Raw genomic sequence first — 19,475 nt, 5'->3', positions numbered from 1 at the left:
CGCCACTAAAATTTTAAGATGATTTACAGATTTAGAGTTATACTAGATAACGATACAGAAGAGGATATTTTTAGAGATTTAGAAATCCGCGAATCGGATTCTATGGAAGATTTACACAACATTATTACCCAATCTTTTGGGTTTGATGGTATGGAAATGGCATCGTTTTACGTCAGTGATGAAGAATGGAATCAAGGCGAAGAAATTGCCATGTTCGATGTTAGCGAAGGCTTAAACCAAGTCAAGATCATGAGCAACACAAGAATCAACGATTTGGTACATGAAGCTTCTACCCGACTGATTTATGTTTACGATTTTTTAAACATGTGGACGTTTTTTGTAGAGCTTGCTGAAATTGTTGAAGAAGCCGAAAGCACCGATTATCCTAACCTTATGTTTGTAAAAGGGCAAGTGCCAGATGAAGCACCTATAAAAACCTTTGAGGCTGAAACAGATGATGATTTTAATGAGTTTGACGACGATTATGATGTGGACGATTATAGCGATTTGGACTTTGATGAGAATTGGAATTAATTTGAAAATATATCAGATAATTTGTAAAAGCATTTCTTCATAGAAATGCTTTTTTTTATTTCTTGCGTGTAACAAAAAAACAATTGACTCGTCTTACTTCTATAACCAATACATATTGAAATGTCACAATGAAGATAGTTGAAGTGCTTCAGAGTTTTTTTTCAATATTTCAAAACCAATCATCTTGGAGAATATCCTTACTATCAATAACCTTACAAAAAAGTTTGGTTATCTCACAGCAGTAAAAGATTTAAGTTTTACCATACAAAAAGGTAACGTTTATGGCATTTTAGGGCCTAATGGAAGTGGAAAATCTACGACCTTGGGCATTGTTTTAAATGTTGTCAATAAAACCAATGGCGATTTTCATTGGTTCGATGGAAACACTACCACGCATGACGCCTTAAAAAAAGTTGGTGCCATAATAGAACGCCCAAATTTTTACCCATACATGACGGCAGCGCAGAACTTAAAATTGGTCTGTAAAATCAAAGGCGTCTCTACTGAAAAAATAGATGAAAAACTAGAAGTTGTTGGACTTTTAGACCGAAAAAATAGCAAATTCCGAACATATTCTTTGGGTATGAAACAGCGTTTGGCAATTGCTTCGGCATTATTGAACGACCCTGAAATTTTAATTTTAGATGAACCTACAAATGGACTTGACCCACAAGGTATTCACCAAATTCGTCAAATTATAAAAGACATTGCAGCAAATGGCACAACCATTCTTTTAGCTTCTCATCTATTGGATGAAGTCGAAAAAGTATGCTCTCACGTTGTCGTTTTAAGAAAGGGCGAAAAATTATATTCTGGTCGCGTAGATGAAATGATAAACAGTTATGGTTTCTTTGAACTTAAAGCTGAAAAACATTCAGAATTACTTTCTCTTTTAGAAGCAAACGACTTATTTGGAAACATTAAAGTTGAAGATCAATTAATTACAGCTTTTTTAAACGAGCCAATGTCAGCTTCAGAATTTAACCAACTGATGTTTAATAAAGGTATAGTGCTTTCGCATTTGGTAAAACGAAAAGAAAGCTTAGAAGAGCAATTCCTTCAGCTAACTGACAATCTCAATTAAAATTATTTTACGATGTCACGCTGAGCGCAGTCAAAGCGCTTTACTAAACCAAAATTACATCAAATTATACCAATCAAAATGATACGACTCATACAACTAGAATTACAAAAACTTTGGCTTAATAGAACTAGTAAGGTTTTAATCCTTATAGGATTTGTATTGCCATTTACAGTTTTAATTTTATCCTCTTTAAAAATTAATTTCTTTGGGTTATTTACTCTAGAGCTTGGAGAATTAGGAATTTTTAATTTCCCTATCATTTGGCACATTACAACCTACTTTGCTGCATTTGCTAAATTCTTTTTCGCCATCGTTGTGGTAAGTATGATTGGAAATGAATATAGCAACAAAACACTCAAGCAAAACCTGATTGATGGATTAAGTAAAAAAGAATTTATCCTTTCTAAATTCTTTACTATAGTATTGTTTTCATTGATTGCTACGATATTAATCGGTGTTGCTACATTTTGTATTGGTATGTACTATTCTAGCTATACTGAAGCTAGTATTGTTTTTAGAGAAGTAGAGTTTTTATTGGCCTATTTTATGAAGCTTTTAGGCTTTTTTAGCTTGTGCTTGTTTTTTGCTATGTGGCTAAAGCGTTCTGCTTTTGCACTGGCATTTCTTATTGTTTTATGGTTAGTTGAATGGATAATAACAGGAATTTTTATTTGGCGTACAGATTATGAATTTGCTTTAGACGTACAAAGCTATTTTCCATTAGCTTCAATGTCTAACCTCATTGACCAGCCGATACAACGATTAATGATGACAAAATTTCCAGAAAAAGCAGATTTAGCATACGACTACGCTGTTCATTTCAGTGAAATTGCTATAGTTATAGGTTGGACAGCGCTTTTTGTCTTTTTGTCTTATCGATTATTAAAAAAGCGAGATTTATAATATATTTGATAGCTATTGCTTATCAAATATGAAAAAGATATTTTTTTTACTTGCGGTATTACTTTTCGCTGATTATTTAAGTGCTCAACAAGAAGCCTCTAATTGGTTTTTTGGAGATGGTGCGGGCATACAATTTAATAATGATGGCACCATAACGCCAACAACTGGCAACCTAAGCACTGACGAAGGTTGTACAAGTATTTCTGACACCAACGGACAATTACTTTTTTATACCGACGGAATTACGGTTTACGACAGAAACGGTGACCCAATGCCTAACGGTTTTGGATTAAAAGGAAATCCATCAAGCACACAGTCTGCACTCATTGTGCCAAAGCCTCAAGACCCAAATATCTATTACATTTTTACAGTAGATACGTTTTTTAATAATAACCCTGATGAAGGTTTTCATTTTTACGAAGTAGATATGACCTTAAATGGCGGCTTAGGAAATGTTGTTGCAGGTTCTGAAACACAATTACTAAGAGATAGTTCAGAAAAAATTAGTGCGGTTTTAAAAGATTGTAATTCGGAGAATATTTGGGTAATTACTTTGTCCAATGCCACTGGTGACCCAGCGCCACCAAATACTCCAAATCAATTTGACACATTTCACGCTTATGAAGTAACAGCAACTGGCGTAAATACAACTTCAGTTACCTCACCCTTGGGAACCACTATATCAGAACAAAGAGGTTATCTAAAACTTTCTCCGAATGGCGAAAAACTTGCCATAGCCAATATTGATGAAGGATTGTTTCTTTGCGACTTTGATGTAACAACAGGTACAGTAACCAATGTATCTTCCCCAATATTTATTACTTCGGTAACTAATGGCGCATTATTTACATACGGAATAGAATTTTCGCCAAATAGTGAATTGCTTTACGTTTCGTCTTATAACAATTTTTTTGTAAATCCTGGAAGTAATCCAGAAAACAATAATCCAGCAAACCATTTTTCATCTTTAGTTCAATTCGATTTAACTGCTGCTGATATTCAAGGAAGTCAAGTACGTATTCACCAAGGTCAAGGCTATCGTTCTGCGTTACAGACTGGACCAGATGGTAAAATATATAGAACTTCAAGCGCAAGTTATGACAATGGTCTTCCATTTTTAACTTTTATTGAAAACCCTAACGAATTGGGGCTAAATTGTGATTATGATTTCATTGCTAATAGAATTAATCTAATAAATAATTCTAGACAAGGTTTACCGCCTTTTATTGCTTCATTTTTCACAGAAACAATTGATATCATTAATGCTCCTGACATAACGACTACTAATTCTTTACCATTATGTGATGGCGATTCATTTACCTTGATGGCAGATAATATTGCTGGAGCAACTTATACTTGGTCGTTTAATGGTAATGTACAACCTACACCTACGATACCATATGAGTATGAAGTCACTCAAAACGGATTATACGAGGTTTTAATTGAATTAAATAATGGAGATTGTGAGACTTTTGAAGGTGTGGCTAATGTTGAGTATTTTTCTCAAGTTGAAGCCTTTGCACCGGCAAACACAGCTCCACAAAATATTAGTATAGATGTTTGCGACGACAATTTAAATGATTCTCAATTTACGTTTCAAGATTTTGATGTCCAGATTCCTAATATTATTGGAACTCAAAATCCTGCAGATTTTAATATTAAATTCTATAGAAATCTGTCGGATGCCAATGATGACAACAATGAGATTATATTTCCTTTCACCAATGAAATTAATAATCAGCCCATATTTGTTAGAGTAGAAAATATTCAAAACCCAAACTGTTTTACAACTACTGATACAAATACAGGAGAAAACATTCAGTTTTTTTTAAACGTTTTTGATAGTCCAATAGCTAATCAAATCCCAAATATTGATGAATGTGATTTAGAAGGCGACACAACAGATGGTGTTATAACAACTGTTTTGTCATCTTTAGATGCAGATGCTCTTGGTATGCAAAGCAATACAACATTCTCAGTCAGTTACCATATCTCTGCTGCAGATGCTTTAACAGGCGATGACCCATTAACAAACAATTATCAAAACACGCCTTTTAACGATCAAGTTTTTTATCGCGTGGTTAATAATTCAAATAATGAATGCGTAGCAACTGGAAGTTTCACCATAACAGTAGATTTAACTCCAGAGGTTAATGATATTTCATTATTTCAATGCGATGAAGATGGCACGCCTGACGGCAGAACAGTTTTTAATATTATTGAAAAAGAGGAAGACATTACAGGTGGAAATGCAAACTTTAGCGTAGCCTACTATTTGGACATGACTGATGCTATGAATGAAACCGACCCAATTGATGCAGTAAATTTTGAAAATACTTCAAATCCACAGATTATTGTAGCTCGTGTTACTGATACAACTACAGACTGTTTTAGCTTTAGCGAGATTGAGTTAGAAGTAAGTGCAACTTCGGCTAATGATGCCTACTTAGGTGTCTGTGATACTGACGATATCGAAGATGGTTTTACCGAATTTGATTTATCACAAGCAGATGCTCAAGTTTTAGATGGCTTACCTACTGGCCTAGATTTGGTGTATTATTTAACTCTTGATGATGCATTAAGTGAATCTAATCCACTGCCTAATAATTTTACAAATACAGAAGTTAACTCTCAAATCATCTATGCGCGTGTCGAAAATAATAACGATTGTTACGGAATTAATGAAGTCGAATTAGAAGTGCTAACATTGCCTAATGTCATTACAGAATTTGAAACGCTATACTGTTTAAATAATTTCCCTGAATCTATAACTATTGACGGTGGTGTTGTCGATGATGTTCCTAACAATTACTATTACAATTGGTCTACAGGAGAAACGACTATAGAAATTGAAATCAATGAGCCTGGTACCTATACTGTCGAAGTATCTAACGTTGCCGGTTGCTCTAAAACACGAACTGTAACCGTTTTGGCTTCAAATATTGCTACGATTGATAATATTGAAATTACAGATGCTACAGAAAATAATACAGTAACGGTTTTAGCTTCTGGAGAAGGCGATTATGAATATTCTCTTGACGACCCAAATGGTGTGTATCAAGCAAGTAATGTGTTTGAGAATGTGAGACCAGGTATCTATACTGTTTTTGTAAGAGACCGAAATGGTTGTGGTGTTGCAGAAGAATTAATATCGGTTGTTGGTTTTCCAAAATTCTTTACACCAAATGGAGACAACCAAAACGATTATTGGCAAGTAAAGGGTATTTCAGAGCAATTTCAACCAGATACCATTATTTATATATACGATAAATATGGGAAATTATTGAGCGAAATAAACCCGCTAAGTACAGGTTGGGACGGCACTTACAACGGTAACCCGATGCCAAGTAGCGATTATTGGTTTTCTGTTACCCTACAAGATGGTCGCCGATTTTCTAGCCATTTTGCATTGAAGCGATAAAATTATTTAACTTCAACGTTTTAAAGCTTTAGTTTGAAACGTACCTGCTATATCATATTTACTTTGTTTTTCTATCCCATTTTTGGGCATGGACAAGACATCGGATTATTTCAGCAATTTAATGGCAGGTTCGATTATACAGCTTTTGGGAATACTTTAAATTTAGTTGAAAACGGAGCGTTTGCCACTTGCAGCATTCTTACAGCATCTTCAGCAAATCTTCAACTTGAAAATAATCAAACTGTTATTGCTGCATATCTGTATTGGGCCGGCTCAGGTACTGGAGATTTCGAAATTTCACTTAATAACAATACGGTAAACGCTAATCGTACGTTTAGCGAACAACTCGATGAAGACCGTGTTTTTTTTGCTGCCTTTGCTGATGTAACAGATATTATTATAGCCAATCAAAGCACGACGTATACAGTTTCAGAATTTGACCTTACTAATGTCATAGCTAGCTACTGCTCTACAGGAACAAATTTTGGTGGTTGGGCCATAACTGTCATATATGAAGATGAGAATTTGCCACTTAATCAACTCAACATCTATGACGGCTTACAAAGTGTACCTGAATCGTTGACCGTTACATTAGATAACCTAAATGTTCTAGACAACGACAATGCAAAAATTGGATTTGTAGCTTGGGAAGGCGACCGTGCACTTGCCGTAAATGAGCAACTAACTATCAATGGAAATTTAATTGGTAATCCGCCATTAAATCCGGAAAATAACGCCTTCAACGGTACTAATAGTTTTACAGGAGCAATTGACTTGTTTAATATGGATATCGATGTGTATAACATTCAGGATAATATTACAATTGGTGACACTTCTGCCACTATTAGTCTAACTTCAGGGCAAGATTTTGTGATGATAAATAACATCATCACCGTTTTAAATAGTCAATTACCTGATGCCACAGTAGACATTAACAATATTCTTTTAGAATGTGATAGTCGATTTATTGAAGTAGATTATAGCATTAACAACACAAATAGCACTGGCATTTTACCAGCTAATACGCCAATTGCATTTTATGCAGACAGTATATTAATTGCACAAGCATTTACAACAACAGACATACAAATCGGTGAGTCTGAAAATGCTACTACAATTTTAGAAATTTCTTTAACTATTCCAGATGATTTTATGTTGACCATCGTAGCTGATGATGATGGAAATAGCAATGGTACAATTACGGAAACAAACGAGAATAACAATTCTACATTTTCTGAAATTTCTCTTTTAATTATTCCTGAAATTAAAATACTTTCAGATTTACTAGCTTGTAATATTGGTTTTGAAGTTGGAGAATTCAACTTAATTGATGCAACTTTAAATCTTTCAGAATTTGAAAATGGAATTTTTCAATTCTTCGAAAATTTAGAGGATTTACAAGCTAATACAAATGCTATAAACCCTGATGAAACCTATAACAATTTTGAAAACCCACAGACTATCTTTATTCGCCTTGAAAGAGATATTTGTTACGAAATTTTTCAATTTAACTTAACGATAGAAAATTGTCCACCATTTGTGCCCCAAGGTTTTTCGCCAAATGATGATACTATTAATGACTGGTTTAATATTCAAGGGCTTTATGATATTTTTACTTCACACGAACTCAAAATATTTAATCGCTACGGTACTCTAATTTTTGAAGGAGATAATTCTTCGCCATGGCTAGGCATCTCAAATCGCGGCACAAATAAAGGAAATCTCGTTCCTGTAGGCACTTACTACTACATTATAAACCTCAACGATGGTGATTATCAACCACTTGTTGGTTGGGTTTATATTAATTATTAGTTGTATTTCATCGATTTTATTTGCATTTCATCTAATTTTTGTTAATTTTGTCGACGAAGTGAACCAAAATTATGTTTTCACCGTAAGTGATTCACTATCAATATGATTATGAAAAACCGCTATACATTTTTTATTTTTTTCAGTCTTTGTTCATTTTTGGGATTATCTGTTTTTGCACAACAAATAACGGTTGACGACAACCTAACACCTAATAACTTAGTCGAAAACACAATACAATCAGAGTGTATTATTATAGAAAACGTTCAATCTCAGGTAAATGGTAGTGTAGTAAACATAAATAGTTTTGGCTTTTTTGAAAGAGGAAATTCTAATTTTCCGTTTGCTAATGGAATGGTTTTAACTACCGGAAGTGCAACATCAGCAGGTAATGGTGAAAACACAGACGAACTTAACGAAGGCGATTCGACTTGGACAACAGATTCTGATTTAGAAAATGCATTAGGAATTACAGAGACACTTAATGCGACTTCAATTGAATTTGACTTTACATCAATATCTAACACATTACAATTCAATTATATTTTAGCCTCTGAAGAATATTTTAGCAACTTCTCATGTCAATATTCCGATGGTTTTGCTTTTCTTATTCGAGAAGCAGGAACCAATGACCCGTATCAAAATATCGCTTTAATACCAGGTAACGGCTCACCAGTTAATACGATGACCATTAGACCTAATATCGAAGGTTTTTGCGAAGCTCAAAATGAAGAATTTTTTGCAGGTTTTAATCTAGGTGATACTAATTATAACGGTCGTACAACAGTTATGACAGCAACGGCTAATATTACGCCTAATGTTGCTTATCATATAAAATTGGTTATCGCAGACCAAACGGATAGAAATTATGATTCCGCAGTATTTATAGAAGCAGATAGCTTTATCCCTACAGTAAATTTAGGTAATGATTTCTCATCATGTGCTAACACTGTAACGCTTGATGGAGATATAAATAATCCTGATGCGCAATATCAATGGTATTTAAACAATTTAAATATTGATGGCGCAACCCAACCAACTTTTGAGGCTAGTGAGTCTGGAACTTATCGTGTTGAAATAAATATACCACTTGGTAACGTATTCTGTACAATAGATGACGAAATTGAAATAGAATTGAGTAGTACGCAAAGTGCAACACCAATGACCGATTTTGAGTTGTGCGATGACCTAAGTAATGACGGTGTTGAAACTTTTAATTTGGCTTTAAAAAATGCACAAGCTATAAATTCAGTGCCACCAGGAAATTATACAGTCACTTACCACACCTCTTTACCAGATGCCCAAAATGGTGATAATCCAGTAGCTGGAAATTATCAAAATCAGGTAAATCCCCAATTGATTTATGTAAGAATAGAAGATAATAATAGTGGCTGTTTGGCTTTTAACCAATTTCAATTGGTAGTTAATTCTAGACCAGAAGCTACACAACCACCTTTAATGCAAGTTTGTGATGACGAAGTTGCCGACGGTATTACTACCATAAACCTCAACGAAAATGATGATATAATTACTAACGGACAAACTGGTTTGGTTGTAACTTATCACAGCACACAAGCAGACGCTACCAATAATAGTAATGCGTTGCCGATGCCATATGTAAATATAAACCCGACAGAAACCGTTTTTATAAGTGTTACAAATCCTGCTTCGGGTTGTAACACAACAACAAGTTTAGATATTGAAGTGCTTGATGCTCCAGAACTTAATGATGCAGAACCTTATTATATTGATGCCTGCGACCCAGAGTACGATGGTTTTGCTGAGTTTGATTTAACTTCAGTTGAAGCTGATATTTTAAATGGTCTAACCAACGTAACGGTTACATATCATACATCCCAGCAAGATGCTGAATCTGGAGATAATCCAATATCTAATCCAACAAATTTTGAAAACACAACGCAAACAGAGCAAATTATATTTATCAGAGTTGTAGATAATTCTACAGGTTGTGCAAATACATTACCCATAGAAATACATTCAAATTTATTACTCTCTGAACCCGATTTTTCGGACTCAATTTTATGTGATATTGACGGAGATAACTCTGAAGCATTTAATCTTGCAGCCCTTGCAAGTCAAATAATCGGTGATATTCCAGATATTACTATTGCATTTTTTGAAACAGAAGATGATAGAACAAGCGGAATAAATGAACTTGACCAAGCTGTTGATTATTTTCCTCCTAATACACCACAAACACTTTATTTAACACTCACAAGTCCAACTTGCACAGAAGTTGAAGAGATAATTTTAGGCTTACAATCTATAGAGCAATTTCCAGATTTACCACAACAAACAGTTTGTGACTCTGACCAAGATGGCATACGAAATTTTAACTTATCAGAATATAACGAGCAATTAACTGAAGGGCAAACAGGATATACCATTACGTATTTTGAAACTCAACAAGATGCTGACGACAACACCAATCCGCTGCCAACAATTTACGAGAATACTACTAATCCTTTTACCGTTTTTGCAAGAATTACATCTAACGAGACGTCTTGTGCAGATACTTCGAGTTTTGAAATTTTAGTTAATCCTGCACCAGAGACATCTTCTCCAACACCAATTGTTATTTGCGATGATGACCTAGACGGTTTTTTTATTGTTAACCTTGAAGATAAAATTTCAGAAATTACAACATCAACAGCAGATACTAGTATTACCTTTTTTACATCTGTTTCAAATGCAAATACTAATACTGACGCCATTGAAAATCCCGAAGCTTATAATGCACAAACGAGTATAATTGTAGCAAGAGTTGAAAACACCATAACTGGTTGTGTTTCGCTCGAAAATATTTCTATTACAGTTAACACCTTGCCAGTTTTCACTGAAATTTCAGACTTTAATTTTTGTGAAAATAACACAGATAACGTTGGTGAATTTCTTCTTAGAACAAAAGACAACGAAATTCTAAATGGGCAAACTGGTAAAGAAGTATTATACTTTTTGACACCAGAAGATGCCGAAACAGGAAACAACCCAATAGACAAGAATAGTAATTTCGAAAATACCGAGAATCCGCAAACCATATATGTTCGTGTTCAAAACATAACAGACGCCAATTGTTATGGCACAGATTCATTTGTTTTAAATGTTGGCATAAATCCTATATTTAATGAGCCAATTGACATGTTTGTTTGTGATGATGGCACAAATGATACGTTTGCTGAAATTAATCTAGATGAAAAAACTGCTGAAATCAGCGAAGGTATAGCTGAAAATTTAATAGTTACTTACTATCGTAATTTTGGTGATTTTCAAAACCAAACTAATCCAATAACAGAAAATACGTTTACCAATACCACAAATCCCCAAGAAATTTTTGTAACGATAGCTAACGGTACAATTTGCACATCTGAAGCATCATTTACTATCAATGTCGTACCAGTACCAAATGTATCAACAATTCAACCTTTTGAAGATTGTGACGTCGACTACGACGAGAGTATTATCTGGGATTTAACTCAAGCCGAAATAAATATTTTAGACGTAAGACAAAATAACATAGAAGTAACATATTTCCTTTCTGAAGAAGATGCTGAGGCAGATATTAATCAAATTTCAAACCCTGAAAATTTTGAAAATACATCCAACCCTCAAACAGTTTATGTAAAAGTGATTAATACAGATTTTAATTGCCCTATTACGCTTCCTATAGAGTTGAATGTTATTTCGCCACCATTACATAATGATTTTGGGGCAATTGAAATATGTGACAACGATGATAATTCTTACGACTTAAGTCTAATTGATGAATTAGTGGTCGATGACGCTAATGGCATATCAATTTCTTATTACACCACTGAACAAGATGCCATAAATTCAGAAAATGAAATAAGTAATAATTACACATATCAAACAAATAACGATATCATTTATACTCGTATTCAAGACAATAACACGAATTGTTATTTTGTATATCCTTTTATGCTAGTTATCAATGAACGTCCAACTGCAAATATGCCGAATGATTTAGAAGACTGTGACGATGATACCGATGGACAACTAATTTTTGATTTAGAAGCGCAAAATGAACAGATAATCGGAAATCAAAACGATACCTTTTTAGAGGTTTCATATTACAATACTGAAGTTGAAGCCATAAACAATGTAAACGCTTTAGAAAGTTTTTATAATGCTTCAAATAATGAAACAATTTATGCTCGTGTGACAAATACGCAAACACAATGTTTTAGTCTAACACAATTCAATATTATAATTAATCCGTTACCATTTGCTAACATACAAGACCAATCAATTTGCTTAGAAAATTCCCCTTTAATTGTTGATGCAAATACTGGTAATAATAGCGATACATATTTATGGTCTACTGGAGAAATAACACCTTCAATTGAAATAGAAACATCAGGGAGTTACAGTGTCACCATTACAACAGAAAATGGCTGTGTTGCGACTACAGAATTTAATACTGTTGTTTCAGAATCTGCAAATATAGAGGTCGTTGAAACTGTAGATTTTTCAGACCCAAATAACATTACAATTACAGTATCTGGTATCGGAGATTACCTATTTCAATTAGATGATGGAGCATTACAAGACAATGGCTTTTTTGAAAATGTGACTTTAGGATACCATACATTAACGATATTTGACCGTAACGGATGTAGCTCTGTTACAAAAGAGGTATTAGTTATTGACGCACCAAAATTTATGACCCCAAATAATGATGGTGCTTTTGATACTTGGCATATTATTGGTGTCGAAGCTTTACCAGGGACAATCGTTTATATTTTTGACCGCTATGGCAAATTATTAAAACAATTAAATCATACATCTTCGGGTTGGGATGGTACTTATAATGGAAACCCAATGCCAACTTCTGATTATTGGTGGTCTGCAGAAGTTAAGCGTGGAGATATTCAGTTTACTGCTCAAGGTCATTTTGCTTTAAAACGTTAATCAAAATTTAACATCCTCAAACAATCTGCAATTAAGTATAGGCTGTATCTTTGCACCGCTTTAGCGCAAATTGAATGAAATACATTTCCTTAATCTACGCCCTACTTATTTGCACGTTTTGTTTGGCTCAAAACATTACTGTAGACAGCCAATCTTTAACACCGCAAGAACTCATTGAAGACATTTTAATTGATAGTGATTGTATTGAAAACGTAGTCGTTACCAATGCAGTTAGTGGCGATTTTGGTGGCACAGAATTTAGCTATGGGACTTTTGATGCCACAGGTACTACATTTCCATTTGAACGCGGTATCGTTTTAAGTACAGGAAGATTAAGTAATGTTCCAGGACCAAATAATTCGTTGAGTGATGATGACGCACCTGGTTGGAATGGAGATGATGATTTAGAATTTTCGCTTCAAGAAACTGGAACCACAAATGCCACAATTATTGAATTTAATTTTACAGCAATTACTAATCAAATTTCATTTAGATATTTATTTGCCTCAGAAGAATATCAAGAAAACAATCCAAACACTTGTAATTTTTCAGATTTATTTGGTTTTTTGGTTCGTGAAGCTGGAACAAATGACCCTTATGAAAATGTCGCATTAGTTCCTGGCACAAATACACCTGTAAAAGTAACAACAGTAACGCCAGGCATTACGGGAAGTTGTCCGCCTTTAAACGAAGACTTTTTTGGACAATTTAATCAAACTGTTTCCCCTATAAACTTCAACGGTCAAACCGATGTATTAGTTGCAACAGCAACCTTAATTCCTAATGTGGAATACAATATTAAACTAGTCATTGCAGATGAATTTAATGCTCGTTTTGACTCTGCAGTTTTTCTCGAAGCTGGAAGTTTTGAATTAACTCGCGATTTGGGAGAAAACCGTTTGCAGTCTAGCTTTAATCCGCTTTGTGAAAATGAAACTTTAATATTAGACGCAACGATTGCAGGTAATAATGGATATGACTGGTTTAGAAATGGTATGCTTGTGCAATCTGACCCAATAGGCTGTACCAATTGCGGAACGTTTGAAGTCACACAAGATGGGACATATACTGTAGAAGTAACTTTAGATAATTCTTGCGTGGCAAATGGAGAAATCATAATTGAGTATGCCACAAATCCTGTTGCATCGAATACTCAAATTATTGAATGTGATAGCAACCAAGACGGATTAACGATTTACGATTTATTTGCTGCCAATGATGCAGTTACCAACAATGATAACAACCTTTATGTTACTGATTTTTTCCTTTCTGAACAAGAAGCTATAGACGATACAAATCCGATTCTAAATCCTAATAGTTTTGAAAATACGATACCAAATCAAATTGTGTTTGCTCGCGTTGAAAATCCATTTGGTTGCTTTGATATAGCAGAGGTTGTGCTTCAAATTTCTAATAATATATTAAACATTCCTATAATCGAATCTTGTGACTTTGATGACATTGATGGTTTTACAACTTTTAATTTGAATGATGCCACAATGGCAATTGAAAATCAAATTCCGATAAACGCTGATGTGACCTATTACGAAACTGAAAATGATGCGTTTTTTAATCAAAACCCATTAAATCTTCAGTATGAAAATATTGTTGCTGACGCACAGACCATATTTGTAAGAGTTGACAGTAATAATGATTGCTTCGCTATTTCAGAAGTTAATCTCGAAGTACTTTTTACTCCAGAAATTTCAGATGATGAAACAGTCATTTACTGTACCAACACATTTCCTGAAACTATTCGTCTTCAAGGTGGCGTTTTAAATGATTTACCAAATAACTACTTCTATGAATGGCAATTGAATGGTACCACTATAGCACAGAATACGTTTGCTATAGACATTAATGAAATTGGCGTTTATACAGTTATAATCACCGACCCAAACGGATGTAGCAACACAAGAGATATTACAGTAAATCCGTCAGAAATTGCAGAAAATGTAAATATAGATGTCGTTGGCGCTGACAACCTCAATACTATTACGGTAACAATAGATGGTGCAGGTAATTATCAATTTGCACTAGATAATGAAAATGGACCGTATCAAGATTCTAATATTTTCAATAATATTACTTCTGGATTTCATACTGTATTTGTAAGGGATATTAATGGTTGTGGCATAGCTTCAAAAATATTTTCAGTCTTAGGATTTCCAAAATTTTTCACACCAAATGGCGACGGACAAAATGATACTTGGCAATTAAAAGGTATTAATTTTGAGTTATACCCAAATCTTCAAGTGTCTATTTTCGACCGTTTTGGAAAACTCATCACTCTGCAAAATGCAAATAGCTCTGGTTGGGACGGCACTTACAATGGAAATCGCTTACCAAATTCAGATTATTGGTTTTCAGCAAATTTTGGAGATGGCAAAACGTTTACTGGTCATTTTGCTTTAAAGCGTTAAAGTTAATCTAAGCTATCATTTGCATTCGTTTACAATAACGCTTTGTCGTAACTTTGTCATATGCGATTTAAGATAGAATCCGAATTTAAACCCACAGGCGACCAACCACAGGCAATTAAACAGCTTGCGGATGGTATAAAAAATAAAGAACGCTACCAAACACTTCTTGGTGTAACTGGTTCTGGTAAAACATTTACTGTTGCTAATGTAATTGAAGAAGTGCAACGGCCAACATTGGTTTTGGCTCATAATAAAACTCTAGCAGCTCAATTATATTCAGAATTTAAACAGTTTTTTCCAGAAAATGCGGTTGAATATTTTGTGTCTTATTACGACTATTATCAACCCGAAGCTTACATTCCTGTTTCTGGAGTTTACATAGAAAAAGACTTATCGATTAATGAAGAAATTGAAAAGATGCGACTTAGTACAACATCTTCCCTACTTTCTGGTCGACGAGACGTTTTGGTAGTAGCTTCTGTTTCTTGCTTATATGGTATTGGCAATCCGGTGGAATTTCAGAAAAATGTAATTTCTGTTGAGCGAGACCAAGTAATTTCACGTACCAAATTACTTCATATGTTGGTACAAAGTTTGTATTCTCGGACAGAAGCTGACTTTAAAAATGGAAACTTTAGAATTAAAGGCGATACAGTTGATGTGTTCCCTGGCTATTCAGACAATGCTTTTCGTATTCATTTTTTCGGTGATGAAATTGAAGAAATTGAAGCATTTAATCCACATACAAGAGAAATTATTGAACGTTACGACCGTTTGAATATTTATCCGGCAAACATGTTTGTGACATCACCAGATGTTTTAAACAATGCTATAAAAGACATACAAGATGATTTGGTTTTACAGCACGATTATTTTAAAGATATAGGTAAACATCTTGAAGCAAAACGACTTAAAGAACGTACCGAATTTGACTTAGAGATGATTCGTGAATTAGGCTATTGTTCTGGTATTGAAAATTATTCAAGATACCTTGATGGTCGTGCGCCAGGAACGCGACCGTTCTGTTTATTAGATTATTTTCCTGATGATTATTTAATGGTGGTTGACGAAAGTCACGTCACCATTTCTCAAGTACATGCTATGTATGGTGGCGATAGAAGCCGAAAAGAAAACTTAGTAGAATATGGTTTTCGATTACCAGCTGCAATGGACAATAGGCCTTTAAAATTTGAAGAATTTGAAGCACTTCAAAATCAAGTCATATATGTTTCTGCAACTCCAGCCGATTACGAAATGCAAAAAACCGATGGTGTTTATGTAGAGCAAGTCATAAGACCAACAGGATTATTAGACCCAATTATTGAGGTACGTCCAAGTTTAAACCAGATTGATGATTTAATTGAAGAAATACAAGTCCGAGTAGAAAAAGACGAGCGTACATTGGTTACTACATTAACCAAACGTATGGCAGAAGAATTAGTAAAGTATTTAACTCGCATTTCAATCCGTTGCCGTTACATTCATAGTGATGTTGACACCTTAGAGCGAGTCGAAATTATGCAAGATTTACGAAAAGGCATTTTTGATGTTTTGGTTGGTGTAAACTTACTTCGTGAAGGTTTAGACTTACCAGAGGTTTCGCTTGTCGCTATTCTAGATGCAGATAAAGAAGGTTTTTTACGTAGTAATCGCTCACTCACACAAACAGTTGGAAGAGCTGCAAGAAACCTCAACGGAAAAGCAATTATGTATGCTGATACCATCACCAAAAGTATGCAACAAACCATTGATGAAACAGAATACAGACGCGAAAAACAAATTGCTTATAATACAAAACATAATCTAAAACCTAAAGCCTTAAAGAAAAGTTTAGACAGTGCACTAGCAAAAAACTCAGTAAGTACTTACAGGACAGAATTAGATGCGCAATTAGCAGCTGAACCAGAAAGTAAATATCTTACAAAAGGCGAGCTTGAAAAGAAAATACGAGACACAAGAAAGAAAATGGAACAGGCAGCAAAGGCATTAGATTTTATGGAAGCTGCACGTTATAGAGATGAAATTGCGGCTTATCAAGAAAGATTAGAAAAGTTGAAAGTTAAGTAAATTTACTTATGTAATGGAGCGCAAAGTAAAAGTGATTCTTATTTTTTGATATTCCGATATTCATCGGGATAAGTTCGAAATAAAAATTATATTACGACTACTGTCTTTTAAACTGGTTATTAATCAGTTATACTGAACCTTAAATATATCTATTAAGAAATCTGGTGGAACTATTTTGTTTGGAAAACTTTCCATTAAATCTAAAACTCTACTAATAGAATCTTGACTAAGTCCCATTCTTAATCCAAAATTATGAATCTTAACCAATTGCTTTTTAGAAGCGTTTTGGTCTAAGCTCATTAATAAAATTAATCTATGAAATTGAACAATACGCTCACTATGAGAATTTAAATTCTCGTAAGTAATTGGATGTTTTACCAAGTAATCAAAATCAGCTTGAGAAATCTCTAGTTGTTTGGCTATACTTAATAAAAATTTATACTCAATAGATTTGACGCTTTCGTCCTTTTGAGCAAATGCAATCATTTCTGATAACAAACTTAATTTTTCAACACGATTAATCATTCTGGGTTCTCCTAGGGTTTTTAGTATCCTATACAAATTTAAGAAGATGTAAAATTTTATTGTCAGTCATAAACTGTATCTTGTCGAAAAATTTAATGTATTTAAACGGTAAATTCAATCGTTTATCATTTTATATTAAAATTGAATTTCAAATCAAACACCTAAGAAACCTAGTGTCTAATGACAAATAATGACATATTTAAAAAATTAAGAGTTGCTCATAAACTTCGTGACGAGGACATCGTAAACATTATGAAACTAGTTGATTTCAGAATATCAAAAAGTGAGCTCAACGCTATGTTTAGGCGTGAAGACCATCCCAAGTATATGGAATGTGGTGACCAAATTTTAAGAAATTTTCTGAATGCACTAATCATTCATCTTCGTGGACCAATGCCTAAAAAAGGAGAAAAGAAACAACCAAAAAAAAAGAGCAACGATTAGTTACTCTTTTTTTGTCTATTTATAAAAAATTAGGCTAATACTGCCTGAACTTTATCAGCTGCTTCTTGGAATTCAGTTGCACTTAGCACATCTAAACCAGAATTATCAATTAATTCCTTTGCAATATCTGCGTTTGTACCTTGTAAACGTACAATGATTGGTACGTTTATATTACCCATATTTTTATATGCATCTATAACACCTTGAGCTACACGGTCACAACGAACGATTCCTCCAAAAATGTTAATTAAAATGGCTTTTACGGCTGGGTCTCTTAAAATTAATTCAAAAGCTAACTCTACTCTAGCAGCATCTGCTGTACCACCAACATCTAGGAAGTTAGCAGGTTCTCCACCAGCTTGCTTTATTAAATCCATTGTTGCCATTGCTAAACCTGCACCGTTAACCATACAACCAACGTTTCCGTCAAGATCTACGTAGTTTAAGCCATGCTCACCTGCTTCCACTTCAATTGGATTTTCTTCTCGTTTATCGCGTAAGGCAGCTAAATCTTTATGTCTAAACAACGCGTTACCATCTAAAGTTACTTTAGAGTCAACTGCCATTATCTTATCATCGCTAGTTTTAAGAACTGGATTAATTTCAAATAAAGATGCATCAGACTCCACATATGCCTTATATAAAGCAGAAACAAACTTTGTCATTTCTTTAAATGCTGTACCAGATAAGCCTAGATTAAATGCCACGCGACGCGCTTGGAAACCCAAAAGACCCAAAGCTGGGTCTATTTCTTCTGTGAAAATTAAGTGTGGCGTTTCTTCTGCAACCGTTTCGATGTCCATTCCACCTTCGGTAGAATACATAATCATATTTTTTCCTGTTGCTCTATTTAAAAGTACTGACATGTAATATTCTTCTGGCTCATTATCACCTGGATAATAAACATCTTCAGCTACTAAAACTTGGTGAACTCGCTTACCTTCTGCAGAAGTTTGTGGAGTTATCAAATCCATACCAATAATGTTTCCTGCTATTTCTTCGACTTCTTGAAGATTTTTAGCTAATTTAACACCACCTCCTTTTCCTCGACCACCAGCGTGTACTTGTGCTTTTATAACGTGCCAACCTGTACCAGTTTCTTCAGTTAATTTCTTAGCTGCTTCTACAGCCTCAGAAGCTGTCTGGGCTACAATACCACGCTGGATGCGCACTCCAAAACTGCTTAATAATTCTTTACCTTGATATTCGTGTAAATTCATTTTTTATCAGAAATTTATTCGTTGCGCAAAAATAAGGATAGTCAAACGTTTCTCAAATTGTTTTTTGATAAGATTATGCTAATTTAGGAATAAGC

Annotated in this window: 11 protein-coding genes; 9 read left to right on the top strand and 2 right to left on the bottom strand. The window is 34.2% G+C overall.

Annotation, left to right across the window (positions count from 1 at the left end):
• The first annotated feature begins 18 nt into the window (after window positions 1-18).
• The 8 genes from ACFQ1Q_RS09295 (at window position 19) to uvrB (ending at window position 17,191) form a co-directional block, all read left to right on the top strand.
• The gene (locus ACFQ1Q_RS09295; RefSeq protein ID WP_386130360.1) at window positions 19-534 is read left to right on the top strand and encodes an IS1096 element passenger TnpR family protein; all 516 of its coding nucleotides are present in this window, start codon (window positions 19-21) and stop codon (window positions 532-534) included.
• A gap of 184 nt (window positions 535-718) precedes the next feature.
• Window positions 719-1,618: an ABC transporter ATP-binding protein gene (locus tag ACFQ1Q_RS09290; protein ID WP_386130357.1), complete on the top strand. Its 900-nt coding sequence runs from the start codon at window positions 719-721 to the stop codon at window positions 1,616-1,618.
• Window positions 1,619-1,696: 78 nt separating this feature from the next.
• Complete coding sequence (locus ACFQ1Q_RS09285) at window positions 1,697-2,521, top strand: ABC transporter permease (RefSeq protein ID WP_386130355.1); 825 nt, start codon at window positions 1,697-1,699, stop codon at window positions 2,519-2,521.
• Window positions 2,522-2,549: 28 nt separating this feature from the next.
• On the top strand, window positions 2,550-5,942 hold the full coding sequence (locus tag ACFQ1Q_RS09280; protein ID WP_386130352.1) for a T9SS type B sorting domain-containing protein: 3,393 nt from the start codon (window positions 2,550-2,552) through the stop codon (window positions 5,940-5,942).
• A 33-nt stretch (window positions 5,943-5,975) separates the two neighbouring features.
• Window positions 5,976-7,754 carry a gliding motility-associated C-terminal domain-containing protein gene (locus ACFQ1Q_RS09275; RefSeq protein ID WP_386130351.1) on the top strand — a complete coding sequence of 593 codons (1,779 nt, stop codon included), beginning with the start codon at window positions 5,976-5,978 and terminating at the stop codon, window positions 7,752-7,754.
• A gap of 108 nt (window positions 7,755-7,862) precedes the next feature.
• Window positions 7,863-12,701, top strand: a complete 4,839-nt coding sequence (locus ACFQ1Q_RS09270) for a choice-of-anchor L domain-containing protein (protein WP_386130348.1) — start codon at window positions 7,863-7,865, stop codon at window positions 12,699-12,701.
• Window positions 12,702-12,775: 74 nt separating this feature from the next.
• Window positions 12,776-15,124, top strand: a complete 2,349-nt coding sequence (locus tag ACFQ1Q_RS09265; protein ID WP_386130345.1) for a T9SS type B sorting domain-containing protein — start codon at window positions 12,776-12,778, stop codon at window positions 15,122-15,124.
• 60 nt (window positions 15,125-15,184) lie between these two features.
• Window positions 15,185-17,191 carry an excinuclease ABC subunit UvrB gene (gene uvrB, locus ACFQ1Q_RS09260; protein ID WP_386130343.1) on the top strand — a complete coding sequence of 669 codons (2,007 nt, stop codon included), beginning with the start codon at window positions 15,185-15,187 and terminating at the stop codon, window positions 17,189-17,191.
• 123 nt (window positions 17,192-17,314) lie between these two features.
• Here the strand turns inward: uvrB and ACFQ1Q_RS09255 are convergent, their stop codons facing one another.
• Entirely contained in the window at window positions 17,315-17,752 is a 438-nt protein-coding gene (locus ACFQ1Q_RS09255; RefSeq protein WP_386130340.1) for a TerB family tellurite resistance protein, read from the bottom strand.
• Between the two features lie 144 nt (window positions 17,753-17,896).
• Between ACFQ1Q_RS09255 and ACFQ1Q_RS09250 the strand changes: the two genes are divergently transcribed.
• Window positions 17,897-18,160 carry a DUF1456 family protein gene (locus ACFQ1Q_RS09250; protein WP_386130338.1) on the top strand — a complete coding sequence of 88 codons (264 nt, stop codon included), beginning with the start codon at window positions 17,897-17,899 and terminating at the stop codon, window positions 18,158-18,160.
• 29 nt (window positions 18,161-18,189) lie between these two features.
• On the opposite strand, the gene sucC is transcribed toward ACFQ1Q_RS09250, so the two are convergent.
• A complete protein-coding gene (sucC, locus tag ACFQ1Q_RS09245; RefSeq protein ID WP_386130335.1) occupies window positions 18,190-19,380 on the bottom strand; it encodes an ADP-forming succinate--CoA ligase subunit beta in 1,191 nt (396 codons plus the stop codon).
• Between the last annotated feature and the right edge of the window lie 95 nt (window positions 19,381-19,475).

The organism is Winogradskyella litorisediminis (assembly GCF_042675765.1).
GTDB classification, from domain to species: domain Bacteria; phylum Bacteroidota; class Bacteroidia; order Flavobacteriales; family Flavobacteriaceae; genus Winogradskyella; species Winogradskyella litorisediminis.
The sequence above is the reverse complement of the archived record's forward strand: the minus strand, read 5'-3'. Positions and strand labels throughout refer to the sequence as shown.

What these genes read in the sequence shown, in the direction of transcription:
- sucC (WP_386130335.1), bottom strand. Translation starts at nt 19,380, where the DNA reads ATGAATTTACACGAATATCAAGGTAAAGAATTATTAAGCAGTTTTGGA.
- ACFQ1Q_RS09295 (WP_386130360.1), top strand. Translation starts at nt 19, where the DNA reads ATGATTTACAGATTTAGAGTTATACTAGATAACGATACAGAAGAGGAT.
- uvrB (WP_386130343.1), top strand. Translation starts at nt 15,185, where the DNA reads ATGCGATTTAAGATAGAATCCGAATTTAAACCCACAGGCGACCAACCA.
- ACFQ1Q_RS09265 (WP_386130345.1), top strand. Translation starts at nt 12,776, where the DNA reads ATGAAATACATTTCCTTAATCTACGCCCTACTTATTTGCACGTTTTGT.
- ACFQ1Q_RS09250 (WP_386130338.1), top strand. Translation starts at nt 17,897, where the DNA reads ATGACAAATAATGACATATTTAAAAAATTAAGAGTTGCTCATAAACTT.
- ACFQ1Q_RS09280 (WP_386130352.1), top strand. Translation starts at nt 2,550, where the DNA reads ATGAAAAAGATATTTTTTTTACTTGCGGTATTACTTTTCGCTGATTAT.
- ACFQ1Q_RS09270 (WP_386130348.1), top strand. Translation starts at nt 7,863, where the DNA reads ATGAAAAACCGCTATACATTTTTTATTTTTTTCAGTCTTTGTTCATTT.
- ACFQ1Q_RS09285 (WP_386130355.1), top strand. Translation starts at nt 1,697, where the DNA reads ATGATACGACTCATACAACTAGAATTACAAAAACTTTGGCTTAATAGA.